Origin of the sequence: Roseovarius lutimaris, assembly GCF_900115165.1 — a bacterium.
Lineage (GTDB): Bacteria > Pseudomonadota > Alphaproteobacteria > Rhodobacterales > Rhodobacteraceae > Roseovarius > Roseovarius lutimaris.
The window spans coordinates 37,214-61,658 of the sequence record NZ_FOVP01000004.1 but is presented as its reverse complement, the minus strand read 5'-3'; the positions used below and the strand labels follow the sequence as shown (position 1 = coordinate 61,658).

Annotated in this window: 26 protein-coding genes; 10 read left to right on the top strand and 16 right to left on the bottom strand. The window is 59.6% G+C overall.

Annotated elements, in window-relative coordinates; genetic code table 11:
* Positions 1-220 precede the first annotated feature (220 nt).
* The 5 genes from BMZ91_RS04605 to BMZ91_RS04585 all read right to left on the bottom strand — a co-directional run bounded on the left by BMZ91_RS04605 (position 221) and on the right by BMZ91_RS04585 (position 6,020).
* Positions 221-1,150: a hypothetical protein gene (locus tag BMZ91_RS04605; RefSeq protein ID WP_143076299.1), complete on the bottom strand. Its 930-nt coding sequence runs from the start codon at positions 1,148-1,150 to the stop codon at positions 221-223.
* Entirely contained in the window at positions 1,143-3,101 is a 1,959-nt protein-coding gene (locus BMZ91_RS04600; protein WP_092835242.1) for a DNA gyrase/topoisomerase IV subunit B, read from the bottom strand. The genes BMZ91_RS04605 and BMZ91_RS04600 overlap by 8 nt, the downstream gene beginning before the upstream one ends.
* 103 nt (positions 3,102-3,204) lie before the next feature.
* Positions 3,205-4,062 carry a hypothetical protein gene (locus tag BMZ91_RS04595; RefSeq protein ID WP_092835240.1) on the bottom strand — a complete coding sequence of 286 codons (858 nt, stop codon included), beginning with the start codon at positions 4,060-4,062 and terminating at the stop codon, positions 3,205-3,207.
* 250 nt (positions 4,063-4,312) lie between these two features.
* Complete coding sequence (locus tag BMZ91_RS04590; protein WP_092835238.1) at positions 4,313-5,257, bottom strand: glucokinase; 945 nt, start codon at positions 5,255-5,257, stop codon at positions 4,313-4,315.
* Positions 5,247-6,020: an aldolase/citrate lyase family protein gene (locus BMZ91_RS04585; protein WP_092835236.1), complete on the bottom strand. Its 774-nt coding sequence runs from the start codon at positions 6,018-6,020 to the stop codon at positions 5,247-5,249. Before BMZ91_RS04585 ends, BMZ91_RS04590 begins: the two co-directional genes overlap by 11 nt.
* Positions 6,021-6,125: 105 nt before the next feature.
* On the opposite strand from BMZ91_RS04585, the gene BMZ91_RS04580 reads away from it, so the two are divergent.
* A complete protein-coding gene (locus tag BMZ91_RS04580) occupies positions 6,126-7,013 on the top strand; it encodes a DMT family transporter (RefSeq protein ID WP_092835234.1) in 888 nt (295 codons plus the stop codon).
* Positions 7,014-7,023: 10 nt separating this feature from the next.
* Here the strand turns inward: BMZ91_RS04580 and BMZ91_RS04575 are convergent, their stop codons facing one another.
* Positions 7,024-7,833 carry a division plane positioning ATPase MipZ gene (locus BMZ91_RS04575; RefSeq protein WP_092835232.1) on the bottom strand — a complete coding sequence of 270 codons (810 nt, stop codon included), beginning with the start codon at positions 7,831-7,833 and terminating at the stop codon, positions 7,024-7,026.
* A gap of 207 nt (positions 7,834-8,040) precedes the next feature.
* On the opposite strand from BMZ91_RS04575, the gene BMZ91_RS04570 reads away from it, so the two are divergent.
* From BMZ91_RS04570 to BMZ91_RS04560, 3 genes are all read left to right on the top strand, one after another.
* Positions 8,041-8,667, top strand: a complete 627-nt coding sequence (locus tag BMZ91_RS04570) for an acyl-homoserine-lactone synthase (RefSeq protein ID WP_092835230.1) — start codon at positions 8,041-8,043, stop codon at positions 8,665-8,667.
* 67 nt (positions 8,668-8,734) lie between these two features.
* Entirely contained in the window at positions 8,735-10,258 is a 1,524-nt protein-coding gene (locus tag BMZ91_RS04565) for an ATP-dependent DNA helicase (protein ID WP_092835229.1), read from the top strand.
* The gene (locus tag BMZ91_RS04560) at positions 10,255-10,989 is read left to right on the top strand and encodes an SDR family oxidoreductase (RefSeq protein WP_092835227.1); all 735 of its coding nucleotides are present in this window, start codon (positions 10,255-10,257) and stop codon (positions 10,987-10,989) included. The genes BMZ91_RS04565 and BMZ91_RS04560 overlap by 4 nt, the downstream gene beginning before the upstream one ends.
* Before the next feature lie 118 nt (positions 10,990-11,107).
* Here BMZ91_RS04560 and BMZ91_RS04555 read toward each other — a convergent pair whose 3' ends face one another.
* The 8 genes from BMZ91_RS04555 to greA form a co-directional block, all read right to left on the bottom strand.
* The gene (locus tag BMZ91_RS04555) at positions 11,108-11,863 is read right to left on the bottom strand and encodes a TIGR02186 family protein (protein WP_092835225.1); all 756 of its coding nucleotides are present in this window, start codon (positions 11,861-11,863) and stop codon (positions 11,108-11,110) included.
* Entirely contained in the window at positions 11,863-12,777 is a 915-nt protein-coding gene (locus BMZ91_RS04550) for a sulfite exporter TauE/SafE family protein (protein WP_092835223.1), read from the bottom strand. The genes BMZ91_RS04555 and BMZ91_RS04550 overlap by 1 nt, the downstream gene beginning before the upstream one ends.
* A 118-nt stretch (positions 12,778-12,895) precedes the next feature.
* A complete protein-coding gene (locus BMZ91_RS04545) occupies positions 12,896-13,312 on the bottom strand; it encodes a GNAT family N-acetyltransferase (protein WP_092835221.1) in 417 nt (138 codons plus the stop codon).
* Positions 13,302-13,898 (bottom strand): tRNA (adenosine(37)-N6)-threonylcarbamoyltransferase complex dimerization subunit type 1 TsaB, encoded by a 597-nt coding sequence (gene tsaB, locus BMZ91_RS04540; RefSeq protein ID WP_092835219.1) that lies wholly within the window; start codon positions 13,896-13,898, stop codon positions 13,302-13,304. The genes BMZ91_RS04545 and tsaB overlap by 11 nt, the downstream gene beginning before the upstream one ends.
* Positions 13,888-14,451 carry a NifU family protein gene (locus tag BMZ91_RS04535; protein WP_092835217.1) on the bottom strand — a complete coding sequence of 188 codons (564 nt, stop codon included), beginning with the start codon at positions 14,449-14,451 and terminating at the stop codon, positions 13,888-13,890. The genes tsaB and BMZ91_RS04535 overlap by 11 nt, the downstream gene beginning before the upstream one ends.
* An 81-nt stretch (positions 14,452-14,532) precedes the next feature.
* Complete coding sequence (locus BMZ91_RS04530) at positions 14,533-14,988, bottom strand: universal stress protein (RefSeq protein ID WP_092835518.1); 456 nt, start codon at positions 14,986-14,988, stop codon at positions 14,533-14,535.
* A 114-nt stretch (positions 14,989-15,102) separates the two neighbouring features.
* Complete coding sequence (locus BMZ91_RS04525) at positions 15,103-16,119, bottom strand: hypothetical protein (RefSeq protein ID WP_092835215.1); 1,017 nt, start codon at positions 16,117-16,119, stop codon at positions 15,103-15,105.
* Between the two features lie 14 nt (positions 16,120-16,133).
* The gene (greA, locus tag BMZ91_RS04520; RefSeq protein ID WP_092835213.1) at positions 16,134-16,604 is read right to left on the bottom strand and encodes a transcription elongation factor GreA; all 471 of its coding nucleotides are present in this window, start codon (positions 16,602-16,604) and stop codon (positions 16,134-16,136) included.
* Positions 16,605-16,879: 275 nt separating this feature from the next.
* Here greA and BMZ91_RS04515 point away from each other — a divergent pair, with 275 nt between their 5' ends.
* The 3 genes from BMZ91_RS04515 to BMZ91_RS04505 all read left to right on the top strand — a co-directional run bounded on the left by BMZ91_RS04515 (position 16,880) and on the right by BMZ91_RS04505 (position 21,173).
* A complete protein-coding gene (locus BMZ91_RS04515; RefSeq protein ID WP_092835211.1) occupies positions 16,880-18,529 on the top strand; it encodes an electron transfer flavoprotein-ubiquinone oxidoreductase in 1,650 nt (549 codons plus the stop codon).
* Positions 18,530-18,640: 111 nt separating this feature from the next.
* Positions 18,641-20,353 carry a tetratricopeptide repeat protein gene (locus tag BMZ91_RS04510; RefSeq protein WP_177193789.1) on the top strand — a complete coding sequence of 571 codons (1,713 nt, stop codon included), beginning with the start codon at positions 18,641-18,643 and terminating at the stop codon, positions 20,351-20,353.
* On the top strand, positions 20,340-21,173 hold the full coding sequence (locus BMZ91_RS04505; RefSeq protein WP_092835209.1) for a 4-(cytidine 5'-diphospho)-2-C-methyl-D-erythritol kinase: 834 nt from the start codon (positions 20,340-20,342) through the stop codon (positions 21,171-21,173). The genes BMZ91_RS04510 and BMZ91_RS04505 overlap by 14 nt, the downstream gene beginning before the upstream one ends.
* Here the strand turns inward: BMZ91_RS04505 and BMZ91_RS04500 are convergent.
* Entirely contained in the window at positions 21,170-22,171 is a 1,002-nt protein-coding gene (locus tag BMZ91_RS04500) for a polyprenyl synthetase family protein (protein WP_092835207.1), read from the bottom strand. The two genes, BMZ91_RS04505 and BMZ91_RS04500, sit on opposite strands and share 4 nt — an antisense overlap.
* A 56-nt stretch (positions 22,172-22,227) precedes the next feature.
* Between BMZ91_RS04500 and BMZ91_RS04495 the strand changes: the two genes are divergently transcribed.
* The 3 genes from BMZ91_RS04495 to BMZ91_RS04485 all read left to right on the top strand — a co-directional run bounded on the left by BMZ91_RS04495 (position 22,228) and on the right by BMZ91_RS04485 (position 23,491).
* On the top strand, positions 22,228-22,443 hold the full coding sequence (locus BMZ91_RS04495) for a putative signal transducing protein (protein ID WP_092835205.1): 216 nt from the start codon (positions 22,228-22,230) through the stop codon (positions 22,441-22,443).
* Positions 22,433-23,206: a tRNA1(Val) (adenine(37)-N6)-methyltransferase gene (locus tag BMZ91_RS04490; protein ID WP_245736204.1), complete on the top strand. Its 774-nt coding sequence runs from the start codon at positions 22,433-22,435 to the stop codon at positions 23,204-23,206. The genes BMZ91_RS04495 and BMZ91_RS04490 overlap by 11 nt, the downstream gene beginning before the upstream one ends.
* 114 nt (positions 23,207-23,320) lie before the next feature.
* Positions 23,321-23,491 carry a YdcH family protein gene (locus BMZ91_RS04485; protein ID WP_092835516.1) on the top strand — a complete coding sequence of 57 codons (171 nt, stop codon included), beginning with the start codon at positions 23,321-23,323 and terminating at the stop codon, positions 23,489-23,491.
* Between the two features lie 163 nt (positions 23,492-23,654).
* On the opposite strand, the gene phbB is transcribed toward BMZ91_RS04485, so the two are convergent.
* Entirely contained in the window at positions 23,655-24,377 is a 723-nt protein-coding gene (phbB, locus tag BMZ91_RS04480; protein ID WP_092835201.1) for an acetoacetyl-CoA reductase, read from the bottom strand.
* Between the last annotated feature and the right edge of the window lie 68 nt (positions 24,378-24,445).

Genomic DNA, 24,445 nt, shown 5'->3' with positions numbered 1-24,445 from the left:
TTTTGTGACAAAAGGTATCCGCCAAGGTCGGCGCAAGACACAGCGCGCACCAAAGGGCCGCGGTCTGGCGACGCAACACCAATGGATGCCCCTTTATCCCCGCAAAATTCGCGCGCCCTCTAGACCGAGCGCAACTCCTCAAAATCGCCAGGCCGGGGGGCGGCCCGGCGATCCGCGCGGCACCTCCGGTGCTATTCGCGCGGGGATATATCAAATATCCTTACATTCGATTATCGACTAAGAATTTTTGTCTGAAGCCTCTCACAAAATCAGCCTTTGGTTGTAGTTTCAGTTCTTCCAAAAGATGATAAACTGTGCCTGTAAACATGTCGGTAAGTAGTTCTGTCACGTCTAGATAAATCTCATATAACAATGTCTTCTTGAGGTTCGGATCACAACGAATTCGGCTGGCGAAGCTTGATGAGAACGTATCCGCGTGAAGGAAGCTGGATGACAAAGCGTACCAGTCACGAACTCTGCTTCTCATTCGCTGATTACTTTCATTCCAAATAGGCAAGTTGTATTGGTCTAGGAGTTTTTGAAACTTAAACACTTCGTCCGCCCTTTTGGCGCTTTTCTTCGAAGGCCTTTCATTGAGAAATTCACTGCGAGAACTGTACTCAGCATGAAAACAGTGCCCTGCCTCGTCCAGTGGATTTGAGAGCATCATCCCGAGCCGCTTGGGGAGGTTGTCTTCAGCGTCAGTCTCGCCAACCCAGCGACGGTTACGGGAGTTATGATCCCGAATGTCATTTTCATATTGGTATAAAATATTTTTGCGTTCAGCTTCATTCGTTAATATTATCGACCCCGCCCGAACAGTGCTTTCGAGTGAAAATCGAAAGCAGGACATCCCAACAAAAATGTCTCCAGAAGCAATTGAATTCGAAATATAATTAAATGAGGTAGATGCGCTCACTAGCAAGGAAATCGCATAAGCCAACTCGCGTGACGCATTCCTTATTGCCGACAAGCTCAGCATGTCAGATGCGGCGAAAGCGATAATTCCGTCCCAGTCTCTTATGGTTTGTATACGTTCCTTCGATTGAAGCAACGCTCGCACGTTTTCATCGCGCGTGTCGAAGAAAACAGAAGGAATGCTATTGGACGAGAGCCAAACGAGACTTGGAGAACGTGAGCGCTCAAACATCCAGCTCCACCACAAACCGTGCATTCTCCTGAATATACTGAAACCGCAATTCCGGTTTCTTCCCCATCAGGCGTTCGACAAGATCGCCGGTTTCGCCCGGTTCGTCCTCGTCTATCGTCACCCGGATAAGCTTGCGTGACTTCGGGTCCATCGTTGTTTCCTTGAGGTCTTTCGCGTCCATTTCGCCCAGGCCTTTGAACCGGCTGACGTCGATCTTGCCCTTGCCGCCAAGGCCCTTTTCAAGCCATTCGTCGCGCTCTGCCTCGTCAAGGCAATAGACGCGGCGCGCGCCCTGGGTGAGCCGGAACAGCGGCGGGCAGGCAAGGTAGAGGTGGCCCGCGTCGATCATCGGGCGCATCTGGCTAAAGAAAAACGTCATCAGAAGCGCCGCGATATGGGCGCCGTCAACATCGGCGTCGGTCATGATGATGATCTTGTCATAACGCAGGTCATCAAGGTTGAATTTGCTCCCCAGCCCGACACCAAGCGCCTGTGTCAGATCGGAAATCTCGGCATTGGTGCCAAGCTTGGAACTGGCCGCGCCAAGCACGTTTAGGATCTTGCCCCTGAGCGGCAAAAGCGCCTGATTGACCCGGTTGCGCCCCATCTTGGCAGAGCCGCCCGCGCTATCGCCCTCGACGATGAACAATTCGGTGCCGTCGCGGGTATTTGACGAGCAATCCACCAGCTTGCCCGGCAGGCGCAGCTTTTTGGTGGCGGTCTTGCGTTGGGTTTCTTTTTCCTGACGTCGGCGCAGACGTTCTTCGGCGCGCAGCACGAGGAAATCAAGGATCGCGCCCGCCGATTTGGTATCGGCCGCAAGCCAGTTGTCAAAGTGATCGCGCACTGCGCCTTCGACCATGCGGGCGGCGTCGGTGGTGGCAAGACGGTCCTTGGTCTGGCCGACAAATTCCGGCTCGCGGATGAAACACGACACCAGCGCACAGCCCCCGGCGGCAAGGTCGTCGCGGTTGATCTGCGCCGCCTTGCGGTTGCCGACCAGCTCGCCGTAAGCCTTGATGCCCTTGATGATCGCCGCCCAGAACCCGGCCTCGTGGGTGCCGCCCTCGGGGGTGGGGACGGTGTTGCAATAGGACTGGATAAACCCGTCGCGCGAAGGCGTCCAGTTGATCGCCCATTCGACCTTGCCGGGGACGTTGTACTTGTCCTTGAAATCGACCGTGCCGGCAAAGGGACGCTCGGCATAGGTGGTGGCACCGTTCAGGGTTTCGCCAAGATAATCGGCAAGCCCGCCGGGAAACTTGAAGGTCGCCTCTTGCGGCGTCTCGCCATCGGCAATCGCCGATTTCCAGCGGATTTCGACGCCGGAAAACAGATAGGCCTTGGACCGCGACATCTTGAAAAGCCGGGCGGGCTTGAGCTTGAGAGAGCCAAAGATTTCCGGATCCGGGTGAAACGTCACAGAGGTGCCGCGCCGGTTTGGGGCCGCACCGACCTTGGCCAGCGGAGCCTGCGGGATGCCGCGCGAAAACTCCATCATGTAAAGTTCGCGGTTGCGCGCCACCTCGACCCGAAGATGATCCGAAAGCGCGTTGACCACGGAAGAGCCCACCCCATGCAGACCGCCCGAGGTTTCATAGCTGTCGCCGGAAAACTTGCCGCCTGCATTCAGCGTGCAAAAGATGATCTCAAGCGCGGTTTTGCTGGGGTCTTTGGGGTGCGGATCAATCGGAATGCCGCGACCATTGTCGCGCACGGTGACATGGCCGTTTTCATGCAGCTCGACCTCGATCCAGGTGGCATGACCGGCGACCGCCTCATCCATCGAGTTGTCGATGATTTCGGCTACCATATGATGCAGCGCGCGATCGTCCTTACCGCCGATATACATGCCGGGGCGCAGGCGCACATGCTCCATATCCTCAAGCACCTGAATCGAGGAGGCATCGTAGTCAGAGGGGCCGGGCTGTCCGGAAAGGAGATCGTTCATACCGCTGCTCATTTTTGTTTGTTGGGGGGTATTATGGCAGAGGCGTAGGGGTGGGGGGAAGAGTACATGCAGCGCTTTAGGTAAACAAACCCGGAAAATGATCTTAGGTAGCCTTGGCTTGAGGATAAGGTTCGTTAAAAGATTTCATCTCCTGAAATCGAGTTTCGAGATTCTCTACGGCTTCCGAAATACACTCCACATAGTGATTTGCGTATCGCTTTTCTTGCTCGCCCGCGCCATCCACACCTTGCTCTACTAGCTTGCGACAATTTTTTAGGCCTTCAACAATAATTATAAGTCGTCTTTGTGCCTCCTCCACATCTCCAGATAAGTAAACCTGCCTAATGGAATCTAGAAACAATCCCATATGGTTAAAAGGATAAACTGCGGAAACCGAGTTTCTATGCAGTGTCAATTTGGCAAGCGTTTCTCGTGCTTGCACGTCTGAGATTGTATTTTGGTATTCAACCACTTCCCGGCTGAGTTCAACAAAGGGCGGCCGCTTGTCTTGCTCATTTTTGCTGGAAAATGTTACGGAACGCTCCCCATCTAGTGCTTTGTGATAGCCTGAGCCAAAAATGTGCCTACCATTGTGATAAACACTACCTCTAGTCAAACACCCACGCACAAGTATCCCTTTTTGCATCAATCTAAACACGATTTGGAAAATTGCGTGAACCAAATTAACCAGCCCGGCTTCGGAAACCTCACATGAAATAATGGCGCAATCTGATATTTGTGTAACATTGAAATCCAAATCTGAACTGAGTTTGTTCGCGCCCGGACAAGTTGAAGGACCATATTCATTGAGGCTTTCCTGAAAGGCTGTAAGTTCTAATTCACGGGTCAACTCGAAGATATTTTCCAGTGAAAAACCGTCGCCAATCTCAGCCAAAGCTATCTTTTCCTTGAACCCAAGTAGGTCGACAAAGGCAATAAATTTATCTTGAAACTCGGGCATTTTGCGTGACCTCATGGGCTGATATGAGTAGATATTTCTCGTTTTGAGGTTCAAGTTGTTCTATTCATTCATGCGTAGCCAAGTTTTGCATACATCGGGAGTTCTGCATGATCGCAACGGGTTTCCATCAGACTTATCGAACGCTTTTTACAGCTCGCGCAGCTCGGTTATAATCTCGATCTAGTTGGTGTGCAGGCGTTCCATCGAGTGGCTCCTGAAGTGTCTAAACTAATATTTATCCAACCGCACATTATTTAAACATTTGCCGCAGATAACGCGCGCAGCCAAGCAGGGCGGCGGTGTCGTCGGTGATAAGGCCGAGGGGGATTTCGCGCATGATCTGACTGTAGGGGCCTTTGGCGGCAAAGCTGTCCTCAAAGCCCAGGGCCAGAAGGCAGGGGGCCACCGCGCGGGCGGTGCCGCCGATCAGGTAAACCCCGCCCATCGGCAGGTGGTTGAGCGCAAGATCGCCAAGCACGATGCCCAAAAGCCGCACAAATGTGGCAAGGGTGGCGGTGGCCCCTGGGTCACCGCCAAGATGCGCCGCGATGATCTGGCCCGGGTCAAGCGTTTCCCCATTTAGATGGGCATGCATGCGGCCAAGGCCGGGGCCCGACAAGAGCGCCTCTAGCGGTCTGTGCGCCTGCTCGCCCGAAAGCGCGCTGATCATGGCGCCAATGGCGCCGTCGCTGTGCGGCAGGCTGCTATGGCCGGCCTCGGCGGGGGGGATGAACAGGCCTTGGGGCGTGCGATGCACCACGGCGATATTGCTGCCCGTGCCAAGCCCCATGACCATGCGCGCGCTGTCGCGTGGCGGCCTGGCCCGCGCAATCAAAGGCGTCACGCTTGTGGGCGGCAGATCGTCGAGGGCATAGCCCTGCGCCGCCAGATCGTTGATCAGGTGGATGTCCCCGACGCCGGTAACCTTCGCCAGTTCGGCGCTGTCGATGACCCAGTCCAGATTGGTAAGCTGCGCCGTCCCGCCGCGCACGTGCCCCGCGACACCGGCGCAAAGCGCGGTGGGGGCGGCGGCCCGGTGATGGCCAAGGTAGTGATCCAGAACCTCGCCCAGCCCCGCGAAATCGGCATTGCGAAAGCTCTGCGTGCTGCCGGGATCGAGACGACCGTCGCGGGCAAGGCCGACCCGCGTCGAGGTGCCGCCAACATCGGCCAAAAGCCAGAGTTCAACCCTCATCGCGCCATTTTGCCATGGTCGCGCGGGCGGTTTGCGCCAGCATCACCACGTCAATCCCGACCGCCAGAAACTGTGCGCCCCAATCGGCGTATGTCTGCGCCGTACCATGATCGAGCGCAAGGATGCCGGCGGCCTTGTCCGAGGCCGCAATCCGGGCAAGCGCGTCCTTGATCGTGCGCGCGACCGGGGCGGCGCTGCTGTCGCCCATATGGCCCATGTCGGCGGCAAGGTCGGACGGGCCGATAAAGACGCCATCAACGCCCTCGACCTTCAAGATCTCATCCAGCGCGGCGATGCCATCCATGGTTTCGACCTGTACCACAAGGCACATTTGCGCGTTGGCGGTGGCGATATAATCGGGGATCGTGGAAAAATTCGACGCCCGCGCAAGCGCGGCACCAGAGCCGCGGATTCCATGCGGCGGATAGCGCATCGCGCGCACCAGGGCGCAGGCCTGATCGGCGCTTTCGACCATCGGGATCAGCAGGGTCTGCGCGCCCGCATCAAGCACCTGTTTGATCGCCCAATCCTCGCCCATCGGCAGGCGAACGACCGGATGGCTGTGCTTGCTTGAAAGCACGGCAAGCTGTGCGGTGATGCTGCGCAGATCGTTTGGCGCATGCTCGCCGTCAATCACCAGCCAGTCAAACCTGGCGCTGGCCAGCACCTCGGTCGCGTAAGCATCGGCAAATCCGGCCCAACAGCCATATTGCATGTCACCTTTTGCAAGGGCGGCTTTGAAGGCATTGATTGGTGCGGGCATGGGGGCTCCTTTTTCGCGATGGGTCGAACATAGACCGCACAACCCTGTCTTGGCGAGGGGGCGGCGGGGTTTACTTTGGCAAAAATTGTCGCCACTCATTGGCCCATGAATGAGCATCTCAAAGGTCTTTTGATTACCGCGCTTGGCGTTCTTTTCGTCGTGCCGGATTCGCTTTTTGTGCGGTTGATCGAGGCGGATGCGCCGACGATCTCTTTCTGGCGCGGGGTGACGGCGGGCACCGTGATCCTGCTTGGTGTTCTGGCGCTTGAGGGCACGCGCGGCTTTGCCAAGGTGGCGCGCACCGGCAAGCCGGGGTTGATCTATACGGTGCTGATCGCGGCCACGGCGCCGGGGTTCGTGCTTGCGGTGACCTGGACCAGCGTGGCCAACGTGGTGTTCATTCTTGCCTCTATGCCGGTCTTTGCCGCGGTCTTTAGCCGGATTTTCCTCGGCGAGCCGATCAGTCGGCGGATGATATTTACCATGATGGGGGTGTTTGCCGGCCTCGGCATCATTGCCTGGGGCTCGGGCGAGACCAAGGGCGCAAGCTGGCAGGGGGATCTGGTCGCGCTTGGTGTCTCTGCCAGCTTTGCCGCCGCAATGACCGCCGCGCGACAGTTGCGCGCGACCTCAATGATCCCGGCCATTCCGTTGGCCTTTCTGGGGGCGTCGCTTGTGATGTGGCCGATCGCGACGCCGGGGCCCGTGTTTGCAAGCCAATGGCCCCTGATCCTGGCGCATGGCGCGTTTATCAGCGTCTCGACCTGTCTTTTGACCCTCGGCCCGCGTTACATCAGCTCGGCCGAAGTGGCGCTTCTTATCTTGCTGGAATCCGTTCTCGCGCCGCTCTTGGTCTGGTGGGTGGTGGGCGAAGATCCGGGCCCTTGGGCGATCATCGGCGGCGTGGTGGTGATCGGTGTGCTGTTCGTGTCGAACCTGATCCTGCTGCGCAGCCGCAAACGCGCGAGAACCCCGGTTCAGCCGCGCATCTGAGCGGGAGCCATCAGAAGTTGACCTCAACCCCCGGCAGGTTCAGCGCCTTGATCAGGTCGCGCAATTCCTGACGCGCGGCAATGTTCGAGATATTAAGCCCCTTGACCCCGATATCCTTGAGGTCAAGCAAGGTAAGACCGCGCGGAAACAGCTCGCGGAAGATGACCCGCTCGTTGAACCCCGGCGCCACGCGAAAGCCGATGCGCTTGGCCAGATTGTCAATCGCCTCGCCCATCTTTTTCTTGTTCACCATCTGTTGCGCGCCCATGCGGTTGCGCACCACGATCCAGTCGATCGCCTTGAGTCCGGCCTGCGCGCGCAATTGCCGGGCATTCCAGACCATTTCGGAATAGACCGACGGGCCGAGGATTTTCTTGCCGTCGCTGTCGATATGGGCCAGCAGGTCAAAGTCGATAAAGCTGTCGTTGAGCGGCGTGATCAGGGTATCGGCAAGGCTATGGGCCACCTGGCTTAGGCGGGTATGCGAGCCAGGGCAGTCGATGATGATGAAATCGCTGTCGGTTTCAAGCTCGGCCACGGCGGCGGAAAGGCGGCGGTCATAGACGTTTTCGCCGGGCTTGAGCTGATCCGGGGCCACCTCGGGCAGATCGTGATAGCGCGGGCTTGGCAGATCGAGACCGGATTTCTCGATAAACTTGGCGCGGTTCTCGGCATAGCGGCCAAAAGTCTTCTGGCGCAGGTCGAGATCAAGCGCGCTGACCTTATGGCCCCTGCGTGCAAGGGCCGATGCCACATGCATCGACACGGTTGATTTGCCCGCGCCGCCCTTTTCGTTTCCGACGACGATAATATGCGCCATATGCCGCTTCCCCTGATGTCGGGGGATGCTGCCCAAAAGGCGCCCCCCGGTATTTTCGCCAGACAGTATCTGTTGGTCCTGCAATAGGGAAGGCCCCGGCGCGAGGTCAAGGCCCTTTCAGAGCCAGGGTGTTGCAACCGTACGCAGGGGCAATCCGGCCTTAAGAATTGCCCGCTAGCCCTATTGCAGGCAAACGAGGGGGCTTTCATGCTGCGTTATATTTTTGCAAACGATCTGGATCAGTACCCGCGTCTGCGCGATACGATGTTTCGCGACCGCGCGGATCAGTTCAAGGCGCGCCTTGGTTGGGATGTGTCGGTGACCGCGTCGGGCGAAGAGCGCGACGAATATGATGCGCTGAACCCTCTTTATGTGATCTGGCAGGGGCCGGACGGGCGCCATGGCGGATCAATGCGGCTTTTGCCCACCACCGGCCGGGTGATGGTGAACGAGCATTTTGGCCATCTGACCGGGGGCAAAAAGATCGCCGATCCTTCGATCTGGGAATGCACCCGCTTTTGTCTGGCGCGCGGTGCCACGCCCAATGTGGCGGGCGCGCTCATGCTGGCTGGGGGCGAGGTCATGCGCGGCTATGGCATCAAGCAATACGTCGGTGTGTTTGATGCGCGGATGGTGCGGATTTACCGGATGATCGGCGCGTCGCCCACGATTATCGGGTCAACGGGCGAAGGGCGTGATCAGATCAGCGTTGGCCTCTGGGGCTTCTCGGACGCATCGCGTCTGCGGGTGGCACAGCGTGCGGGTCTCTCGCCCGAAATATCCAACCTTTGGTTCCGACGCGCGGTTGGGGCGACGTCGGCTCTTTCCGCCTGAAGCGAAGCACGTCTTGAACCTGCGTCTTTCGCTGGTGCCGGGCGGGGCGTGACGCTAGGGTCGCGCCATGACAAATCAGGCGCTTACATACTCTTCCGATCAGGCCGAAGCGCATGACCGCATTTCCCAGATGCTGCGCGGCGCGGGCGTCGATCTTGACGAGGGTTTGCTGACCCCGTTGCAAGAGGAAAAACAGGCCGTGATGGCCGTTGTGGGCAAGGCCGGATCGGGCAAGACCCTGCTTCTGGCAGAGCTTTACCACGCGCTGGATGAGGCCGGTGTCGATATCGTTTCCGGCGATTACGAGGGCCGCAAGCGCCCCGACCGGCGCACGCTGGCCATTCTGGCGCCCACCAACAAGGCGGCCAGTGTGCTGCGCCTGCGCGGCGTGCCCGCAACCACCATTCACCGCATTCTATATACGCCCGTCTATCACCCCGAATATGAAAAGATCGCCGAATGGCTGGCCGGTCAGGGCGAACGCCCCGAGATCGAAGGGCTGACCGATCTGGCGCTTGATCGGGCCCTGGCGTTCTATCAGGGGCAGAAATCAATTCCCGGTGCGCTTGCCGCGGCCGGCTTGCGCGGCTCTGATTTCATCACCGGATGGAAGCGGCGCGAAGACCCGCTTGATATCGGCTTTGTCGATGAGGCAAGCATGCTTGACGAAAAGCAGCTTGACGATCTCAAGGACATTTTCCCGACGCTTTTGCTGTTTGGCGACCCGGCACAGCTTGCCCCGGTGAAATCTCAAGGCGGCATGGTGTTCGAGAGCCTGCCCGCGCCTGCGCGCCTTGAGCTAAGCCGCATTCACCGCCAGGACGCCGACAATCCGATCCTCGATCTGGCGCATGCGCTTGCCGATCCGGCGCTTGAGTTTCACGACTTCGAGCGCATGATCGAAGACGCCGCCGCGCGCGACGAGCGGGTGCAATGGGCACAGCGCGTCGAGGTCGATCTTATGGCCCGAAGCCCGGTTCTGGTCTGGCGCAATGCCACCCGCATCCGCCTAATCAATGCCTTTCGCGCGGTCCATGGTGCCCCCGAGACCGAGCTTTTGCCCGGTGAGCCGCTGATCTGTGACGGAATCGAACTTCCCCTCAAGCATCGCAAGAAGCGGCTTGACCTTGAGGCGCGCGGCTTGATCAAGGGCGCGCAGGTGGTCTATCTCGGGCCCGGACGCAGGCCGGGATTTTCGCGCTTGCATGTGGTCGGCGCCGAAGACCCGCAGGTCAGCGCGGCCAGCATCATCAAGATCGAAAAACCCGATGAGGAAGAACCCTTCATCCCGTTCGCTGCCAATATGGGCGCGACCTTCCTGCATGGCGCGGCGGTGACGATCCACAAGGCGCAAGGTAGCCAGTGGCGCGATGTTCAGGTGTTTTCCCCCGATATCTATGCCGCCGCGCGCATGGGCCGCTCCGAGGCCGGTCAACCGCTTTGGAAACGGCTTGCCTATGTGGCGATCACCCGCGCCGAAGAGCGGCTTCATTGGGTGGTGCGCAACCGCCTGTCAAAACCCAGCGTGCCCTTGGGGGTCGATGATCTCAAATCTGCGCCTGCGCCGCTGAAACTGGAGGAAGAAGAATGAAATCCATCGTGATCACCGGAGCAAGCTCTGGCATTGGCCGGGCCACGGCAGAGGTGTTTCTTGACGCCGGGTGGCAGGTCGGCCTGATCGCGCGGCGCGCCGATGTTCTGGGCGAGATCGCCAAAACCCATGACAACGCCACCGCCCTGCCATGCGATGTGACCGACCCGGACACCATGAAAACCGCCTTTGACAGCTTTGCCGCCAAGGCGGGCGGCCTTGATGCGCTGTTCAACAATGCCGGCATGTTCGGCCCCTCGGCGCCTATCGACGAGGTTGATATCGACGCCTTTGATCAGGTGATCGGCGTCAATGTCCGGGGCATGTTCATCGCCGCAAAGCTGGCCTTCGCGCAGATGCGCAGACAAGACCCGCAAGGCGGGCGGATCATCAACAACGGTTCGCTTTCGGCGCATAACCCGCGACCCGGATCAATCTGTTACACCACCAGCAAGCACGCCATCACCGGCATGACCAAGAGCCTCTCGCTGGACGGGCGCGCCTTTGATATCGCCTGTGGTCAGATCGACATCGGCAATGCCCGGACCGAGTTGGTCGAAGACCTGAACGCGCGCATTCTGGCGGAAAATCCAGAGGCGACCCTGATGCCGACAATGGATGTGACCGAGGCCGCGCGTTCGGTCCTGCATATGGCAGAGATGCCCCCCGAGGCCAACGTTCAGTTCATGACCGTGCTGGCCACCAAGATGCCCTATATCGGGCGGGGGTAAGGGCGCGCGGCTTTGTCGCCGCTCGCCTAAATCATTGTTGGGAAAGACCCATATGTCCAACGTCAATATGAGGTTTTCCCATCTGCCATGCGCCGAAAACCGACATCGGGGCAGAAATTCAACCCCGGCGCAGCGCCTGGAATGCGGCCGAGGCCATCCAGCCGGCGGCGATGGCGATGGCAAGCGACATCAGGCCGTAAAGTATTGGCTGTTCGCGCGAGAGGCTGAAAAGCCAGCGTTCAAGGCCCACTTTACGCACGTCAATCGAGGTGTTGAGCTGTGACACCACCCGGCCCTCGCGGGTCAGGAAAATGCGCGTCTGATAGATGCCTTCGGTCAGGTTTGCCGGCAGGCTGATCGAGGTGCGAAACAGGGTTTGCTCATCAAACGCCACGTCGCCTTCCCGCATCTGATAGGCGCTCTTGTCGCGCCGGATGCGGATCAGGGCATCGGTAAAGCGCTGTGCATCTTCGGCCATGGTTGCGGCCCCGACCGAACGGATCGCGCGGCCGATTGATACGCGGTGGCGCAGGTCTTCGGTATTGCTCAGCACCTTGTCCAGCGGGCCGGTGGTGGCCACGGCATAAAAGCTTGGCGCGGCGTCAAGTTCGACCATCTCGGTATTGACCCATATGCCAAGGCGCCGGTCCTTGCGCCGCACCGTCACCGGAAGCGAAGGCCCGGCGACGGTGATGATCACGTCGAGCGGGGCCTCGGCGATTGGCGCCTCGCGTTTGACCGCGCCAAAGATCAGGATGTCAGAGCCTTCAAACGTGGCCGTGATCGCAACCTTGTCGCTTGACAGCCCAAGCACCACCTCTTCGGCATGTACCGGCAGGACCAAAAGGACAAAGGCAAGGAAAATACGAAGCATCAATGCCCCCCGCCTGCGCCAAGCGAATAAAGCTCGGATGGCATGATCAGCAGATCAAGCGCCAGCTTGCCACAGACCACAAGAACCATGATCGCCAGCAAAATCCGAAGCTGTTCTGCCTTCATCTTGGTGCCGATAGTGGTGCCGATCTGTGCACCGATCACCCCGCCCACCAACAAAAGAACGGCCAGGGCAATATCCACTGTAAAGTTGGTAGTCGCATGCAGCATGGTGGTAAAGGCGGTCACAAATATGATCTGGAACAGCGAAGTGCCGACAACCACTTTGGTCGGCATGCCCAGCAAATAGATCATTGCGGGCACCATGATGAACCCGCCACCGACGCCCATGATCGCGGCCAGAATACCCACGGCAACGCCAACCAACAGCGGTGGAATCACGCTGATATAAAGACCTGACGTGCGAAAGCGCATCTTGAAGGGCAGGCCATGCACCCAGCCGTGCTTTTTGCGTTTGGGGGCTTTTCCTTTGCGTGTGTTTCGGATCGCGTTCAGGCTCTCGATGAACATCATCCCACCAATGATGCCCAGAAACACCACATAGCAAAGCTTGACCAGAAGATCGACCTGACCCTGGGCCTTTAGATAGTTGAATATGAAAACGCCAAGCCCTGCGCCGACCAGACCGCCGACCAACAGGACGGTGCCCATCCTCAGATCAACTGTTTTTCGCCTGAAATGCGCCAGAACACCGGAAAAAGACGAGGCAACGATTTGATTGGCTTCGGTCGCCACGGCAACCGCCGGGGGGATGCCGATAAAGAACAAAAGCGGCGTCATGAGAAAGCCGCCGCCAACCCCGAACATGCCCGAAAGGATGCCCACAATGCCACCCAGACCCAAAAGCAGGAAAGCATTCACCGAAACCTCGGCTATGGGGAGGTAGATTTGCATGGCAATTCCTATCCCCATGTCGCTTTGCATTGCAAGAGGGCGGATGGGGGCAGCGCGCGCAGGCCTGATGTTTTTCTGTAACTGGACCTATTTCACGGCCGCTTTAGGGCCAGAAAGGTCAGGGAATTGGTTTTTGAAGGACAAGCGCGTCAATCGGCCCGCGATCGGGGCGCGCGTAGTACCCCCTGCGACGCGCTGTTTGCACATAGCCCGCCGCGTCGTAAAGCGCGCGCGCCCCGGCATTGTCGGCGGCGACCTCCAGAAAGGCAATGCGCGCGCCACGGGCCTTGGCCGCCGCCTCGAAGGCGGCAAGACGGGCGCGGGCAAGCCCCTTGCGGCGATGATCGGGATCGGTGGCCAGCGTCAAAAGCTCGGCCTCATCCGCGATGGCGCGGCCAAGGGCAAAGGCACGCGCATCGCCGACGGCAAAGACCAGCGGGCTTTGCATCAGGTCGGCGATCTCCTGTGCGGACCAGCCACGCGATTGCCCGGTAAAGGCGCGCGCATGGGTCCGGGCCAGATCTTCAGGCGTCATCGGCAAGGATAACCGGCGGCAGATCGCGCGCAGGCGCGGCATCGGCAGGGCGAATGTAAAGCGGCGCGGGGGCCGGTCCATCGGTTGGTGACACTGCCGCAAGCCGCGCGATGGTCTGCGCCAAAAGCGCAGGCTCGGGCGGCAGGGCGGGGGCAAGCCCGCTGGCCTCTGCCTCGGCGAGAGGCAGAAGCCGGGGGCTGCCGCCGGGCGCGCGACTATAGGCCTGATCGCGCGGTGCGGGCACCGTCGCAAGGCCGGTCGGGCCGTGCAAATGGTCAATCACGTCAAATGTGCTGATCCCGATGACAGGGATATCAAGCGCAAGCGCCAGACCACGCGCGGCCGAGACCGAAATACGGATGCCGGTGAAATTGCCGGGGCCGATGCCGACGCCGATGCGCGCAAGATCGCCCCATGTTGCACCGCCCTCGGCAAGCATCTCTTGCAACAGCGGCATCAGGCGCTCGGCCTGACCGCGCCCCATATCCTCGGACCGGCTGGCAAGAACCTTGTCGCCGGACAGCAAAGCGGCCGCGCAATGCGCGGCCGATGTGTCGAATCCCAAGACCAGAGTGTCAGATACCAACGGGGCGAACCTCGGTCACTTCGGGGATATAATGGCGCAGCAGGTTCTCGATACCCATTTTCAGGGTGATGGTCGAGGACGGGCAGCCGGCGCAGGCCCCTTGCATATGCAGGTAGACAACGCCGCGATCGAACCCGTGAAAGGTAATATCGCCACCATCCTGGGCCACGGCGGGGCGCACGCGGGTATCCAGAAGCTCTTTGATCTGACCGACGATTTCGGAATCTTCACCGCTGTGATCGGCATGGCCCGAGGCGGTGGTTGCATCGCCCGCCATCACCGATTGGCCCGATTGGTAATGCTCCATGATCGCGCCGAGGATTGCCGGTTTTATATGGTCCCATTCGGTTGCGTCGGTCTTGGTTACAGTCACGAAATCATTGCCAAAAAACACGCCAGACACGCCTGCGACCTTGAAGATACGCTCGGCCAGCGGCGATTTTTCGGCCCCCTCGGAGGTAGGGAAATCGGCAGTGCCGGTTTCAAGCACCGTCTGACCGGGCAGAAACTTGAGCGTGGCGGGGTTCGGCGTAGATTCGGTCTGGATGAACATGGCGGCACCTTTCGTGTGTGTCCTTGATATGAGCGCCCAGAGGCTTTCTGTCAAGGTTTAGAACGATTCTAAGCTATTGCCTCAGGTGATCGCTTCCAGGCGTTCTTTCGACAGATCGCCCGGCACGATGGTGATCGGAATTGGCAAAGAGCCTGCGGTTTTGGTAAGCTGCGTCACCAGCGGGCCGGGGCCCTTTTTCCCGGTAGCGGCCCCCAGAACCAGAACGCCGATGGCAGTATCGGCCTGAACCTGAGCGATGATTTCATCGGCGGGCTCGCCCTCGCGGATGACAAGCTCGGGGTCGATGCCCTGTTTGTCGCGCATCCATTTGGCGAAGACCTGAAAATGCGCCTCGATCCGCTCGCGCTGTTCTTCGCGCATGATGTCTCCGACGCCGATCCAGTGGTTGAACTCTTCTGGGGGAATCACCGCCAGAATTTCAACGCCGGCCTGGGTATGGGCCGCGCGCATGGCGGCAAACCGCATGGCGTTGAGGCATTCGCGGCTGTCATCCAGCACCACGAGAAATTTGCGCATCTTCGAATTCTCCCAATTGCGCGGTATCATGCAGACAATTTTGCAACAGGGCAAGAACCGTTTCGGAGGCCAATGCGGGGCCGCAACGCACCCTGTGCGCGCTGCCTTGCAGGGCTAGTCGAAGGTGCCCGCAACCCGGCCCAAAAGCATGAAAGCCCGCGCGGTGCGGGTCTCTGAAAGCTCGGAAATCTCGATATCGCTGGCGGTTTCGGCAAACTGGGTGAACATCCGGTCAAACAGTCGCAAAAAGTGATGTGCCGCATCGCGAAAGATCGTATCCTGTTTCATCCGCGCCGCCGTCAGGGCCAGCGATGAGCGATCCCGCACGCCGCCAAGCGCGGCCACCGTGCGCCCACGCTCCCCGGCCGCAAAGCGCCGCCAGATTTCAGGCCGCGCCATATCGGGGCGCAGATCATCCATGTAAATTCCGTCGTGCGACATCAGCGTAAGGATATCCTGCGCCGCGCGAATAAGCTGGGCGGTGGGGCGATCCTTGAGCGCGCGGCGCAAAGCGGCAAACCCGGCCTTGTCCTCGGGGTTTTCGGGAAAATTCAGGGCGTGGATAAAATCAGGACGCTCAAGCGGCGGCAACATATCCTCGGCAGAGGTGCCAAGCGGAAGCGCCACCTGATCGTCGGCATTTGGCTCTGCCGCCGGTGGCGCGATCATGCGGCGCGGTTCCGGCTGGCCGACGCGGGTGCTTGAAAAAGTGGTCAGCGCGGTTTCGGTCTTGCGCTGTGCGGCGGCGATTTCATCCAGTTTCTGATTGACCGAGGTGTCCATCACAAAGCCGCCGGCCTGATTCTGGGTGACATAGGCATGGCGGATGGCATCAATGGCCGCCTGCAACCGCTGACTTTCTTCGCGCATCACCCGGCTGGCGCGGGCCGCTGTGGCCCCGACCCAGATCATTGCCACAGGCATGAAGACCGCAATCAGGATAACCACGAATTGCAGGGCACTTCCGCCGGCCTCTTCGCGCGGTGTCAAAACGAGAAAAAACAGCGCGGTGCCCGCGAGCCACAACAGCGACAGGACCACGGCCACCATTTCGATGGTCGTGATCTGGTTCGAAGTGTCTTTGGCGGGGCCGCCCTTTATGTCGGACGGCGGAGCGTTGCGAGGAAGCATGTGATTTCGGCCCGTCAGATAAAGGCGACCTTTAACACTTCGTAAGCGCGATCACCACCGGGCGTGCGCACTTCGACGCTATCGCCCTCTTCTTTGCCGATCAAAGCACGGGCAATGGGCGATTTTATGTTCAAAAGACCTCTTTCGATGCTGGCTTCATGCTCGCCAACGATCTGATAGGTCTTTTCTTCTTCGGTATCCTCATCCACAAGCGTGACGGTCGCGCCGAACTTGATGGTGCCCGACAATTTGGCAGGGTCGATCACCTCGGCAAGGCTCAGGATGCCTTCGATCTCTTTGATGCGCCCCTCGATGAAGGACTGTTTTTCCTTGGCCGAGTGATATTCGGCGTTCTCCGACAGGTCGCCATGTTCGCGCGCCTCTGCGATGGCGCGGATGATCGCGGGCCGCTCAACTGATTTCAGCTGTTTAAGCTCGACCTCAAGCGCGGCATGGCCGCCGGCGGTCATCAGGATCTTTTCCATTGCACTCGTCCATTGTTAAAGCGGGGCCGCGCAATGCAGGCCCCGTCATGTCAGTCATCAGATTTCAAGGCAGAGTGCCCGAAGCCCCGGCCCGATTGCAATAGGGTAAAGGAATTCGAGGCGTTTTCACGCCATAAAACGTGACAAATTGCCATTTTCCTTTCGGTTTAACGTCGTGTTTCAATTGACGGTGAAGGCGCAGGCACGATAGGCAAGTCGCAACTTTATTGCGCGCAGGCCGATGCCCACCGCGCACTGCGAAAAGGACAAGGTCAATGACGGATGTGACGCGCGAGGCAATGGAATATGATGTCGTGATCGTGGGGGCCGGGCCGGCGGGGCTTTCGGCCGCGATTCGCCTCAAGCAGCTTGACCCTGATTGCGCGGTTGTCCTGCTTGAAAAAGGCAGTGAGGTCGGCGCGCATATCCTGTCGGGGGCGGTGCTTGATCCGTGCGGCCTTGACGCGCTTATCCCGGATTGGAAAGCCAAGGGCGCGCCGCTGAACACCCCGGTCACGCAGGACAACTTTTACATGCTCGGCGAGGGGGGCAAAGTCCGGGTGCCGAATTTTCCGATGCCGCCGCTGATGAACAACCACGGCAATTACATTGTCTCGATGGCCAATGTCTGTCGCTGGATGGCCGAACAGGCCGAAGAGTTGGGTGTTGAAATCTTCCCCGGCATGTCGTGCTCTGAACTTGTCTATGACGAAAATGGCGGTGTCAAAGGTGTGGTCGCCGGCGAATTTGGCAAGAATCCCGATGGCACCGAAGGCCCGAATTATGAGCCGGGCATGGAGTTGCACGGAAAATACGTATTCCTGTCTGAGGGCGTGCGCGGGTCGCTGGCCAAGGAAGTCATTGCCAAATACGACCTGTCCAAGGGCAAGGAGCCGCAGAAATTCGGCCTTGGCATGAAGGAAATCTGGGAAATCGACCCCGCCAAGCACCGCCTTGGCACGGTGACCCATACGATGGGCTGGCCGCTTGGCAAGAATGCCGGTGGCGGGTCGTTTATCTATCACCTTGAGAACAATCAAGTCTATGTCGGTTTCGTGGTGCATCTGAACTATAAAAACCCGCATCTTTTCCCCTACATGGAATTCCAGCGCTTCAAGCACCACCCGATGGTCGCTGACCTGCTCAAGGGCGGCAAACGTGTGGCTTACGGGGCGCGCGCGATCTCCGAGGGCGGGTTTCAGTCGATGCCGAAAATGGTGGCACCGGGCGTGGCGCTTTTGGGCTGTTCGGTGGGCATGGTCAACGTGCCGCGCATCAAGGGCAACCACAATGCCATGCTCTCGGGCAAGGCCGCGGCCGAGGCCGCGCATGCCGCGCTTGCGGCGGGACGCGCCAGTGACGAGCTAAGCGATTACGAGACCGAGGTGCGCGGTGGCGCCATCGGCAAAGATCTTAAAAAGGTGCGTAACGTCAAGCCGCTGTGGTCGAAATTTGGCCTTTTGACCTCGCTTGGTCTTGGCGGGTTCGACATGTGGACCAACACGATCGGCTTTTCGCTTTTGGGCACGCTCGGGCATGGCAAGACCGATGCCGACGCAACCGAACCGGCCGATAAGCACAAGCCGATTGAGTACCCCAAACCCGATGGCAAGCTAAGCTTTGATCGCCTGACCAATGTGGCGTTTTCCTTTACCAACCACGAGGAAAGCCAGCCCGCGCATCTGCATCTCAAGGATGCTTCGGTGCCGATCGGCGTGAACCTGCCCAAATACGACGAACCGGCACAGCGCTATTGCCCGGCCGGCGTTTACGAGGTGGTGAGGGAAGAGGGTAAAGACCCGCGCTTTGTCATCAACTTTCAGAACTGCGTGCACTGTAAAACCTGCGATATCAAGGACCCGAGCCAGAATATCAATTGGGTCACGCCACAGGGCGGTGATGGGCCGAACTATCCCAATATGTAACCATCGCGTGAATAACAGGCGGCGGCGCGGCAAATGGACCGCGCCGCATTGCCTTGGGGGGGCTGGCATATTACGTTTGGGGCACATCCAGATGATAAAAGGCAGCTTCGCGTGAAAATCAAATCTCTTTCGGTCCTCGCAATCGTCGCTGCTTTGCAGGTCACCACGCCTCCGGTTCTGGCCGCAGAGCCGAGCGGCGCCTATCTGGCCGCGCGTCAGGCCCGCTATCAGGGCGATTTTGCCGCCGCCGCGCAATATTACGCGCAGGTTCTGGCCAAGGATCCGTCCAACCCCGCCATTCTTGAAAATGCCACTGTCGCCTATCTGGCGCTCGGTCAGCTTGATCGCGCCGTGGCGATTGCCCGCAAGATCGAGGGCGACGGCTTGCGCAGCCAGGTGGCGCACATGGCGCTTGTGGCCGATGAGACCCGCAAAGAGGAATACGATGCCCTTTTGACCCGCATTCAGGATGGGCGCGGCATTGGTGCGCTTGCCGACGGGTTGCTTGCGGCCTGGGCCGATCTTGGCAAGGGCGATATGACCGCCGCGCTTGCACGTTTTGACGCCGTGGCCGAAGAACGCGGGCTGCGCAGCTTTGCGATTTATCACAAGGCGCTTGCGCTTGCCTCGGTTGGCGACTTTGAGGGCGCTGACAAGGTTTTTTCCGGCGAGGCCGACGGCCCGATGCAACGCACCCGCCGCGGCGTCATTGCCTGGGCCCAGGTGCTAAGCCAGCTTGACGCGCAGGATCGCGCCGTCGCCGTGATCGACGACACCTTCGGCACCGACCTTGACCCCGAAATCGCCCAGCTTCGCGCCGGTCTTGCGGCGGGCAATCGCCTGCCGTTTGACCAGATCACCAAGGCCGGTGATGGCATCGCCGAGGTGTTCTATTCGCTTGGGCGCGCGCTCATGCAGGAGGCGAGCGACGAATATATCCTGCTCTATTCCCGTGTTGCCGAGGCGATCAAACCCGATCACATCGACGCGGTGATCATGAGTGCCGAACTTCTGGAACAGATGAAACGCCACGATCTTGCGATTGCGGCCTTCAAGAAGGTGCCGCGCGATCATCCGTCGTTTCATGCCGCCGAATTGGGGCGCAGCGATGTGTTGCGCCGTGCAGGCCGGACCGATGCCGCCATCGAGGTGTTGGAACAGCTTGCGCAGACCTATCCCGATCTGCCGACCGTGCATGTGGCCGCGGGCGATCTCTATCGCGAGCTGGAAAATTTTACCGCCGCCGTGACCGCCTATGACAAGGCGCTGGCGCTCTATGCCAAGCGCGACACCGATCAGTGGTTCGTGCATTACGCCCGCGCCATAAGTCATGAGCGGCTGGACAATTGGGACAAGGCCGAGGCCGATTTTCGCCGCGCGCTTGAACTTAACCCGGATCATCCGCAAGTGCTGAACTATCTCGGGTATTCGATGGTCGAAAAGGGCATTAACCTTGACGAGGCGCTTGGCATGATCGAGCGTGCCGTCGCCGCCCAGCCCAACAGTGGCTATATCGTCGATTCGCTTGGCTGGGTTCTCTATCGCATGGGCCGCTATGATGAGGCGATCGTGCATATGGAGCATGCCGCCGAACTGATGGCGGTCGATCCGGTGGTCAACGACCATCTTGGTGATGTTCTCTGGGCCGTGGACCGCAAGGTCGAGGCGCGCTTTCAATGGCGTCGCGCCCTGTCCTTGCACGATAGCACCCCTTCCGTGGATGTAGACGCCGACCGCATTCGCGCCAAGCTTGAGGTCGGGTTGGACAAGGTTCTGGCCGATGAGGGCGCCGCGCCGTTGAGGGTGGTGAATGACGGCGGTTAAGGCGCACGCACCGGCCAAGATCAATCTGACACTGCATGTGACGGGCCGCCGGAGCGATGGCTATCACCTGCTTGATTCACTTGTGGTTTTTGCCGATTTTGGCGATCTGATTACTGTCCGCCCCGCCACGGTTTCGCGTCTTGCGGTCACGGGCCCGATGGCGGCGGGCGTGCCGGTCGATGCCGACAATCTGGTGCTGAAAGCTGCCGCTTTGATTGATGTTACGGCCGATATTACCCTTGAAAAGCACCTGCCTGCGGCCGCCGGAATCGGCGGCGGGTCAAGCGATGCGGCCGCCACTCTGCGTGCTCTTTGCGACATGACAGGCGTTGCGATGCCGCGTGATGTCCTGGTGCTTGGGGCGGATGTGCCGGTGTGCCTTGCGCCCCGCGCGGCGCGGATGCGCGGCATTGGCGAGGATGTCACGCCGCTTGCGGGCGTGCCGTCGCTTTATGCGGTGCTGGTCAAGCCGCCCGTTGCGGTGGCGACGCCCGGCATTTTTGCCGGGCTGACACAGCGCGAAAACCCGGCGATGTCTGACCCTCTGCCGGTCTGGGCGGATGCCGCTGCGTTCATGTGCTGGCTGGGGGAGCAACGCAATGATCTGCAAGGCCCCGCCATCGCCGCAGGACCGATTATCGCAGAGGTCCTTGAGGCCTTGCTTGATACGCCGGGATGCCAGTTGGCGCGCATGTCGGGATCGGGGGCCACCTGTTTTGGCCTGTATGACCGCGCCGAAAGCGCCGCTGCCGCTGCTGGACGGCTGGCACAGGATCGCCCCGGCTGGTGGGCCAAGGCAACCAGGCTAAACGCCGCTTAGTTAATCCGCGCGACTACGTAATCCGCCAGATCAAGCAACATCTGGCGCACCGGATGCTCGGGCAGGGCGGCCATTGCGGTCTTGGCCTTTGCGGCCCATTCCAGCGCTTCTTGCCGGGTCTGGTCAAGCGCGCCATGGGTGTTCAGCAACCCTATCGCATGCTCAAGATCGCCGTCGCGCTGGTCGCCCTTTTCGATCACCCGCGTCCAGAATGTCCGCTCTTGCGTATTGGCGGCGGCAATCGCCTTGATCACCGGCAGGGTCAGCTTGCGTTCGCGAAAATCATCCCCGACATTCTTGCCCGTCGCCGATGTGTCGCCCTGATAATCGAGCAGATCATCAACGATCTGAAACGCAATCCCAAGCGCATCACCATAGTCAAACAGCGCCTTGATCTGCTCCTCTGGCGCGGCGGCAATCACGCCGCCCACCTCGGTCGCGGCAGAAAACAGCGCGGCGGTCTTGCCGCGCACCACTTGCAGGTAAATGTCCTCGGTGGTGGCCAGATCGCGCGCCGCCGTCAGTTGAAGCACCTCGCCTTCGGCAATGGTGGCCGAGGCATTGGCAAGGATATCAAGCACCCGAAGCGAGCCGGGTTCGACCATCAATTGGAACGCCCGTGCAAACAGATAATCCCCGACCAGAACGCTGGATTTGTTATCCCATAGCAGGTTGGCGGTGGGGCGCCCGCGTCGCTGTGCGCTTTCATCCACCACGTCGTCATGCAACAGCGTGGCGGTGTGAATGAATTCGACCGTGGCGGCGAGATGCACGTCATAGCCCCCGCCATAGCCACATAAATCTGCTGTTGCCAGCGTCAGCATCGGGCGCAGGCGCTTGCCGCCCGCCTCGACCAGATGTGCGGTGACCTGTGGAATGCGCGGCGCGTGACGCGACGCCATGCGCGCCCGGATCAGGGCGTTGACCGCATCCATCTTGCCCGCAAGATGCGCGGCCAGCTGTTCGTGCGGTTTGGTTGCGGCGTGATCCAATCCCATAACACTCCTGTCAGCACCACTCGACAAATCGTCTTTGGTGTCCTTATGTCGGTCCCATGAAACAGCTTTTACGCACCAATGATCTGACGTCCATCGCTTTTGCGCAGGCCCTGCTTCAGGGCGAGGGTATAGACTGCTTTGAAATAGACGTAAATATGAGCAGCCTTGAGGGATCAATCGGAATTTTTCCGCGCCGTCTTATGGTGTCGGAAGATGATTATAAAGCGGCGCGCGTGGCGCTTCTGGATAATGGGTTCGACCTTGAGATGTGACAGCTTTGACGCGACCGAGCTAAGCCAGGACGCCTTTCTTGGCGGGCGTCTTGTGATTGGCCAACCGAAAGATGGCTATCGCGCCGGGGTCGATCCGGTTTTGCTGGCCGCGAGCATACCTGCGCGGGCGGGTGAGAGGGTGCTTGACCTTGGCTGCGGCGGGGGTGTTGCGGGGCTTTGCCTGGCCGCGCGGGTGCCCGGCGTTCTGGTGACCGGCCTAGAGGTGCAACCAGCCTATGCCGATCTGGCGCGGCGCAATGCAGAGGCCAATAATCTGGCGCTTGATGTGGTGACGGGCGATTTGTCAAACATGCCGGATACCCTGCGCCAGCAGCAATTTGACCACGTCATCGCCAACCCGCCCTATTTTGACCGTCGCAAAAGTACGGCCGCACGCGACATGGGGCGTGAGCGGGCCATGGGCGAGGGTCTTGCGCTCGCGGATTGGGTCAGGGCGGCGGCGCGTCGGGTGGCGCAAAAGGGCAGCGTGACCTTTATCCAGCGTGCCGACCGCCTGCCTGATCTTATGGCCGCCGCTATGGTGCATTTGGGAAGCCTTGAGGTTTTGCCGCTGATTCCCCGACGTGGTCGCGTGGCGCGACTTGTGCTGTTGCGCGGGCGCAAAGGCGGGCGCGCGGGGTTTCGGTTGCATGATGGCTGGCTCCTGCATGAGGGGCCCGAGCACGTGCAGGGCGGCGAAAAATACACAGCCGCAACCAGCGAGGTGCTGCGAAATGCGGCAGCTCTGCCTTTTCCTGTCTGATTTTAGGATAATCCCATCGGAAAATACCCGCCTATGCTGCGCGCGCAGCGTGACAGATTTGTAAAACTGTGGTGGACTGGTGGCGTTGACTTTAAACCAAAGAGGAGACGGCCCATGAACTTGAGTTCACACATTGCGGAACTGAAGAGAAAACATCATTCGCTCTCGGAAAAGGTGGAGGCGGCACAACGCGCCCCGGGCACCAGCACTTTGGAAATTGCTGAACTCAAGAAACAAAAGCTGCGATTGAAGGAAGAGATCGAGAAGCTGTCTGTGACGGCCTGATCCGGCTAGGCGATATCGGTCTTATGATCCTGCCTTGTTGCATCGGCGCAGGGCCTTTGGGTTTTTGCTCCGATAGAGAAAACGAGAATACCATCTGACGAAAAAGGGCCGGTCGCATGGACCGGCCCTTTCATATGTTAGCCTGCGCAAATTGCGCGGGGTATTAGCTAAAGAACTGCGCGCCGTTGGCGGAGATGGTTGAGCCGTTGATGAAGCTCGCATCGTCAGATGCCAGGAACGTCACGCAGCGGGCGATCTCTTCGGGTTCACCCAGGCGACCTGCCGGGATTTGGGCGATGATCGACTCGCGCACTTTTTCGGGCACGGCCATGACCATTTCCGTCGCGATATAGCCGGGGCAAACGGCGTTGGCGGTGATCCCGGCGCGCGCGCCCTCCTGTGCGAGGCTGCGCACGATGCCGATGTCGCCTGCCTTGGTCGCGGCATAGTTGACTTGCGCGAACTGGCCCTTCTGGCCGTTGACCGAGCTGATGACGATAACGCGGCCAAATTTACGCTCGCGCATGCCGCTCCAGACCGGGTGCACGGTGTTGAAAACGCCAGTCAGGTTGGTGTCGATCACCTGATGCCATTGCTCGGGTGTCATTTTATGGAACGGTGCATCGCGGGTAATGCCGGCATTTGCGACGACGATATCGACGGGGCCAACTTCGGACTCGACTTTTGCGATGCCTGCAACGCTTTCATCATAGTCTGCGACGTTCCATTTGTAGGTCTTGATGCCGGTCTCGGCGGTGAAGGCGGCGGCGGCCTCATCATTCCCGGCATAGGTGGCGGCAACGTTGTAGCCTTCGGCTTTCAGGGCTTTCGAGATGGCCGCGCCGATCCCGCGCGATCCTCCGGTGACGAGTGCAGTTCTTGCCATGGTGTCCTCCAATCTGGCTTAGGTGTTGGTAACTTGGTTACTATCGTGCGAGTGGATACGCAACATTA

What these genes read in the sequence shown, in the direction of transcription:
- BMZ91_RS04605 (WP_143076299.1), bottom strand. Translation starts at nt 1,150, where the DNA reads ATGTTTGAGCGCTCACGTTCTCCAAGTCTCGTTTGGCTCTCGTCCAAT.
- BMZ91_RS04600 (WP_092835242.1), bottom strand. Translation starts at nt 3,101, where the DNA reads ATGAACGATCTCCTTTCCGGACAGCCCGGCCCCTCTGACTACGATGCC.
- BMZ91_RS04595 (WP_092835240.1), bottom strand. Translation starts at nt 4,062, where the DNA reads ATGCCCGAGTTTCAAGATAAATTTATTGCCTTTGTCGACCTACTTGGG.
- BMZ91_RS04590 (WP_092835238.1), bottom strand. Translation starts at nt 5,257, where the DNA reads ATGAGGGTTGAACTCTGGCTTTTGGCCGATGTTGGCGGCACCTCGACG.
- BMZ91_RS04585 (WP_092835236.1), bottom strand. Translation starts at nt 6,020, where the DNA reads ATGCCCGCACCAATCAATGCCTTCAAAGCCGCCCTTGCAAAAGGTGAC.
- BMZ91_RS04580 (WP_092835234.1), top strand. Translation starts at nt 6,126, where the DNA reads ATGAATGAGCATCTCAAAGGTCTTTTGATTACCGCGCTTGGCGTTCTT.
- BMZ91_RS04575 (WP_092835232.1), bottom strand. Translation starts at nt 7,833, where the DNA reads ATGGCGCATATTATCGTCGTCGGAAACGAAAAGGGCGGCGCGGGCAAA.
- BMZ91_RS04570 (WP_092835230.1), top strand. Translation starts at nt 8,041, where the DNA reads ATGCTGCGTTATATTTTTGCAAACGATCTGGATCAGTACCCGCGTCTG.
- BMZ91_RS04565 (WP_092835229.1), top strand. Translation starts at nt 8,735, where the DNA reads ATGACAAATCAGGCGCTTACATACTCTTCCGATCAGGCCGAAGCGCAT.
- BMZ91_RS04560 (WP_092835227.1), top strand. Translation starts at nt 10,255, where the DNA reads ATGAAATCCATCGTGATCACCGGAGCAAGCTCTGGCATTGGCCGGGCC.
- BMZ91_RS04555 (WP_092835225.1), bottom strand. Translation starts at nt 11,863, where the DNA reads ATGCTTCGTATTTTCCTTGCCTTTGTCCTTTTGGTCCTGCCGGTACAT.
- BMZ91_RS04550 (WP_092835223.1), bottom strand. Translation starts at nt 12,777, where the DNA reads ATGCAAATCTACCTCCCCATAGCCGAGGTTTCGGTGAATGCTTTCCTG.
- BMZ91_RS04545 (WP_092835221.1), bottom strand. Translation starts at nt 13,312, where the DNA reads ATGACGCCTGAAGATCTGGCCCGGACCCATGCGCGCGCCTTTACCGGG.
- BMZ91_RS04535 (WP_092835217.1), bottom strand. Translation starts at nt 14,451, where the DNA reads ATGTTCATCCAGACCGAATCTACGCCGAACCCCGCCACGCTCAAGTTT.
- BMZ91_RS04530 (WP_092835518.1), bottom strand. Translation starts at nt 14,988, where the DNA reads ATGCGCAAATTTCTCGTGGTGCTGGATGACAGCCGCGAATGCCTCAAC.
- BMZ91_RS04525 (WP_092835215.1), bottom strand. Translation starts at nt 16,119, where the DNA reads ATGCTTCCTCGCAACGCTCCGCCGTCCGACATAAAGGGCGGCCCCGCC.
- greA (WP_092835213.1), bottom strand. Translation starts at nt 16,604, where the DNA reads ATGGAAAAGATCCTGATGACCGCCGGCGGCCATGCCGCGCTTGAGGTC.
- BMZ91_RS04515 (WP_092835211.1), top strand. Translation starts at nt 16,880, where the DNA reads ATGACGGATGTGACGCGCGAGGCAATGGAATATGATGTCGTGATCGTG.
- BMZ91_RS04505 (WP_092835209.1), top strand. Translation starts at nt 20,340, where the DNA reads ATGACGGCGGTTAAGGCGCACGCACCGGCCAAGATCAATCTGACACTG.
- BMZ91_RS04500 (WP_092835207.1), bottom strand. Translation starts at nt 22,171, where the DNA reads ATGGGATTGGATCACGCCGCAACCAAACCGCACGAACAGCTGGCCGCG.
- BMZ91_RS04495 (WP_092835205.1), top strand. Translation starts at nt 22,228, where the DNA reads ATGAAACAGCTTTTACGCACCAATGATCTGACGTCCATCGCTTTTGCG.
- BMZ91_RS04485 (WP_092835516.1), top strand. Translation starts at nt 23,321, where the DNA reads ATGAACTTGAGTTCACACATTGCGGAACTGAAGAGAAAACATCATTCG.
- phbB (WP_092835201.1), bottom strand. Translation starts at nt 24,377, where the DNA reads ATGGCAAGAACTGCACTCGTCACCGGAGGATCGCGCGGGATCGGCGCG.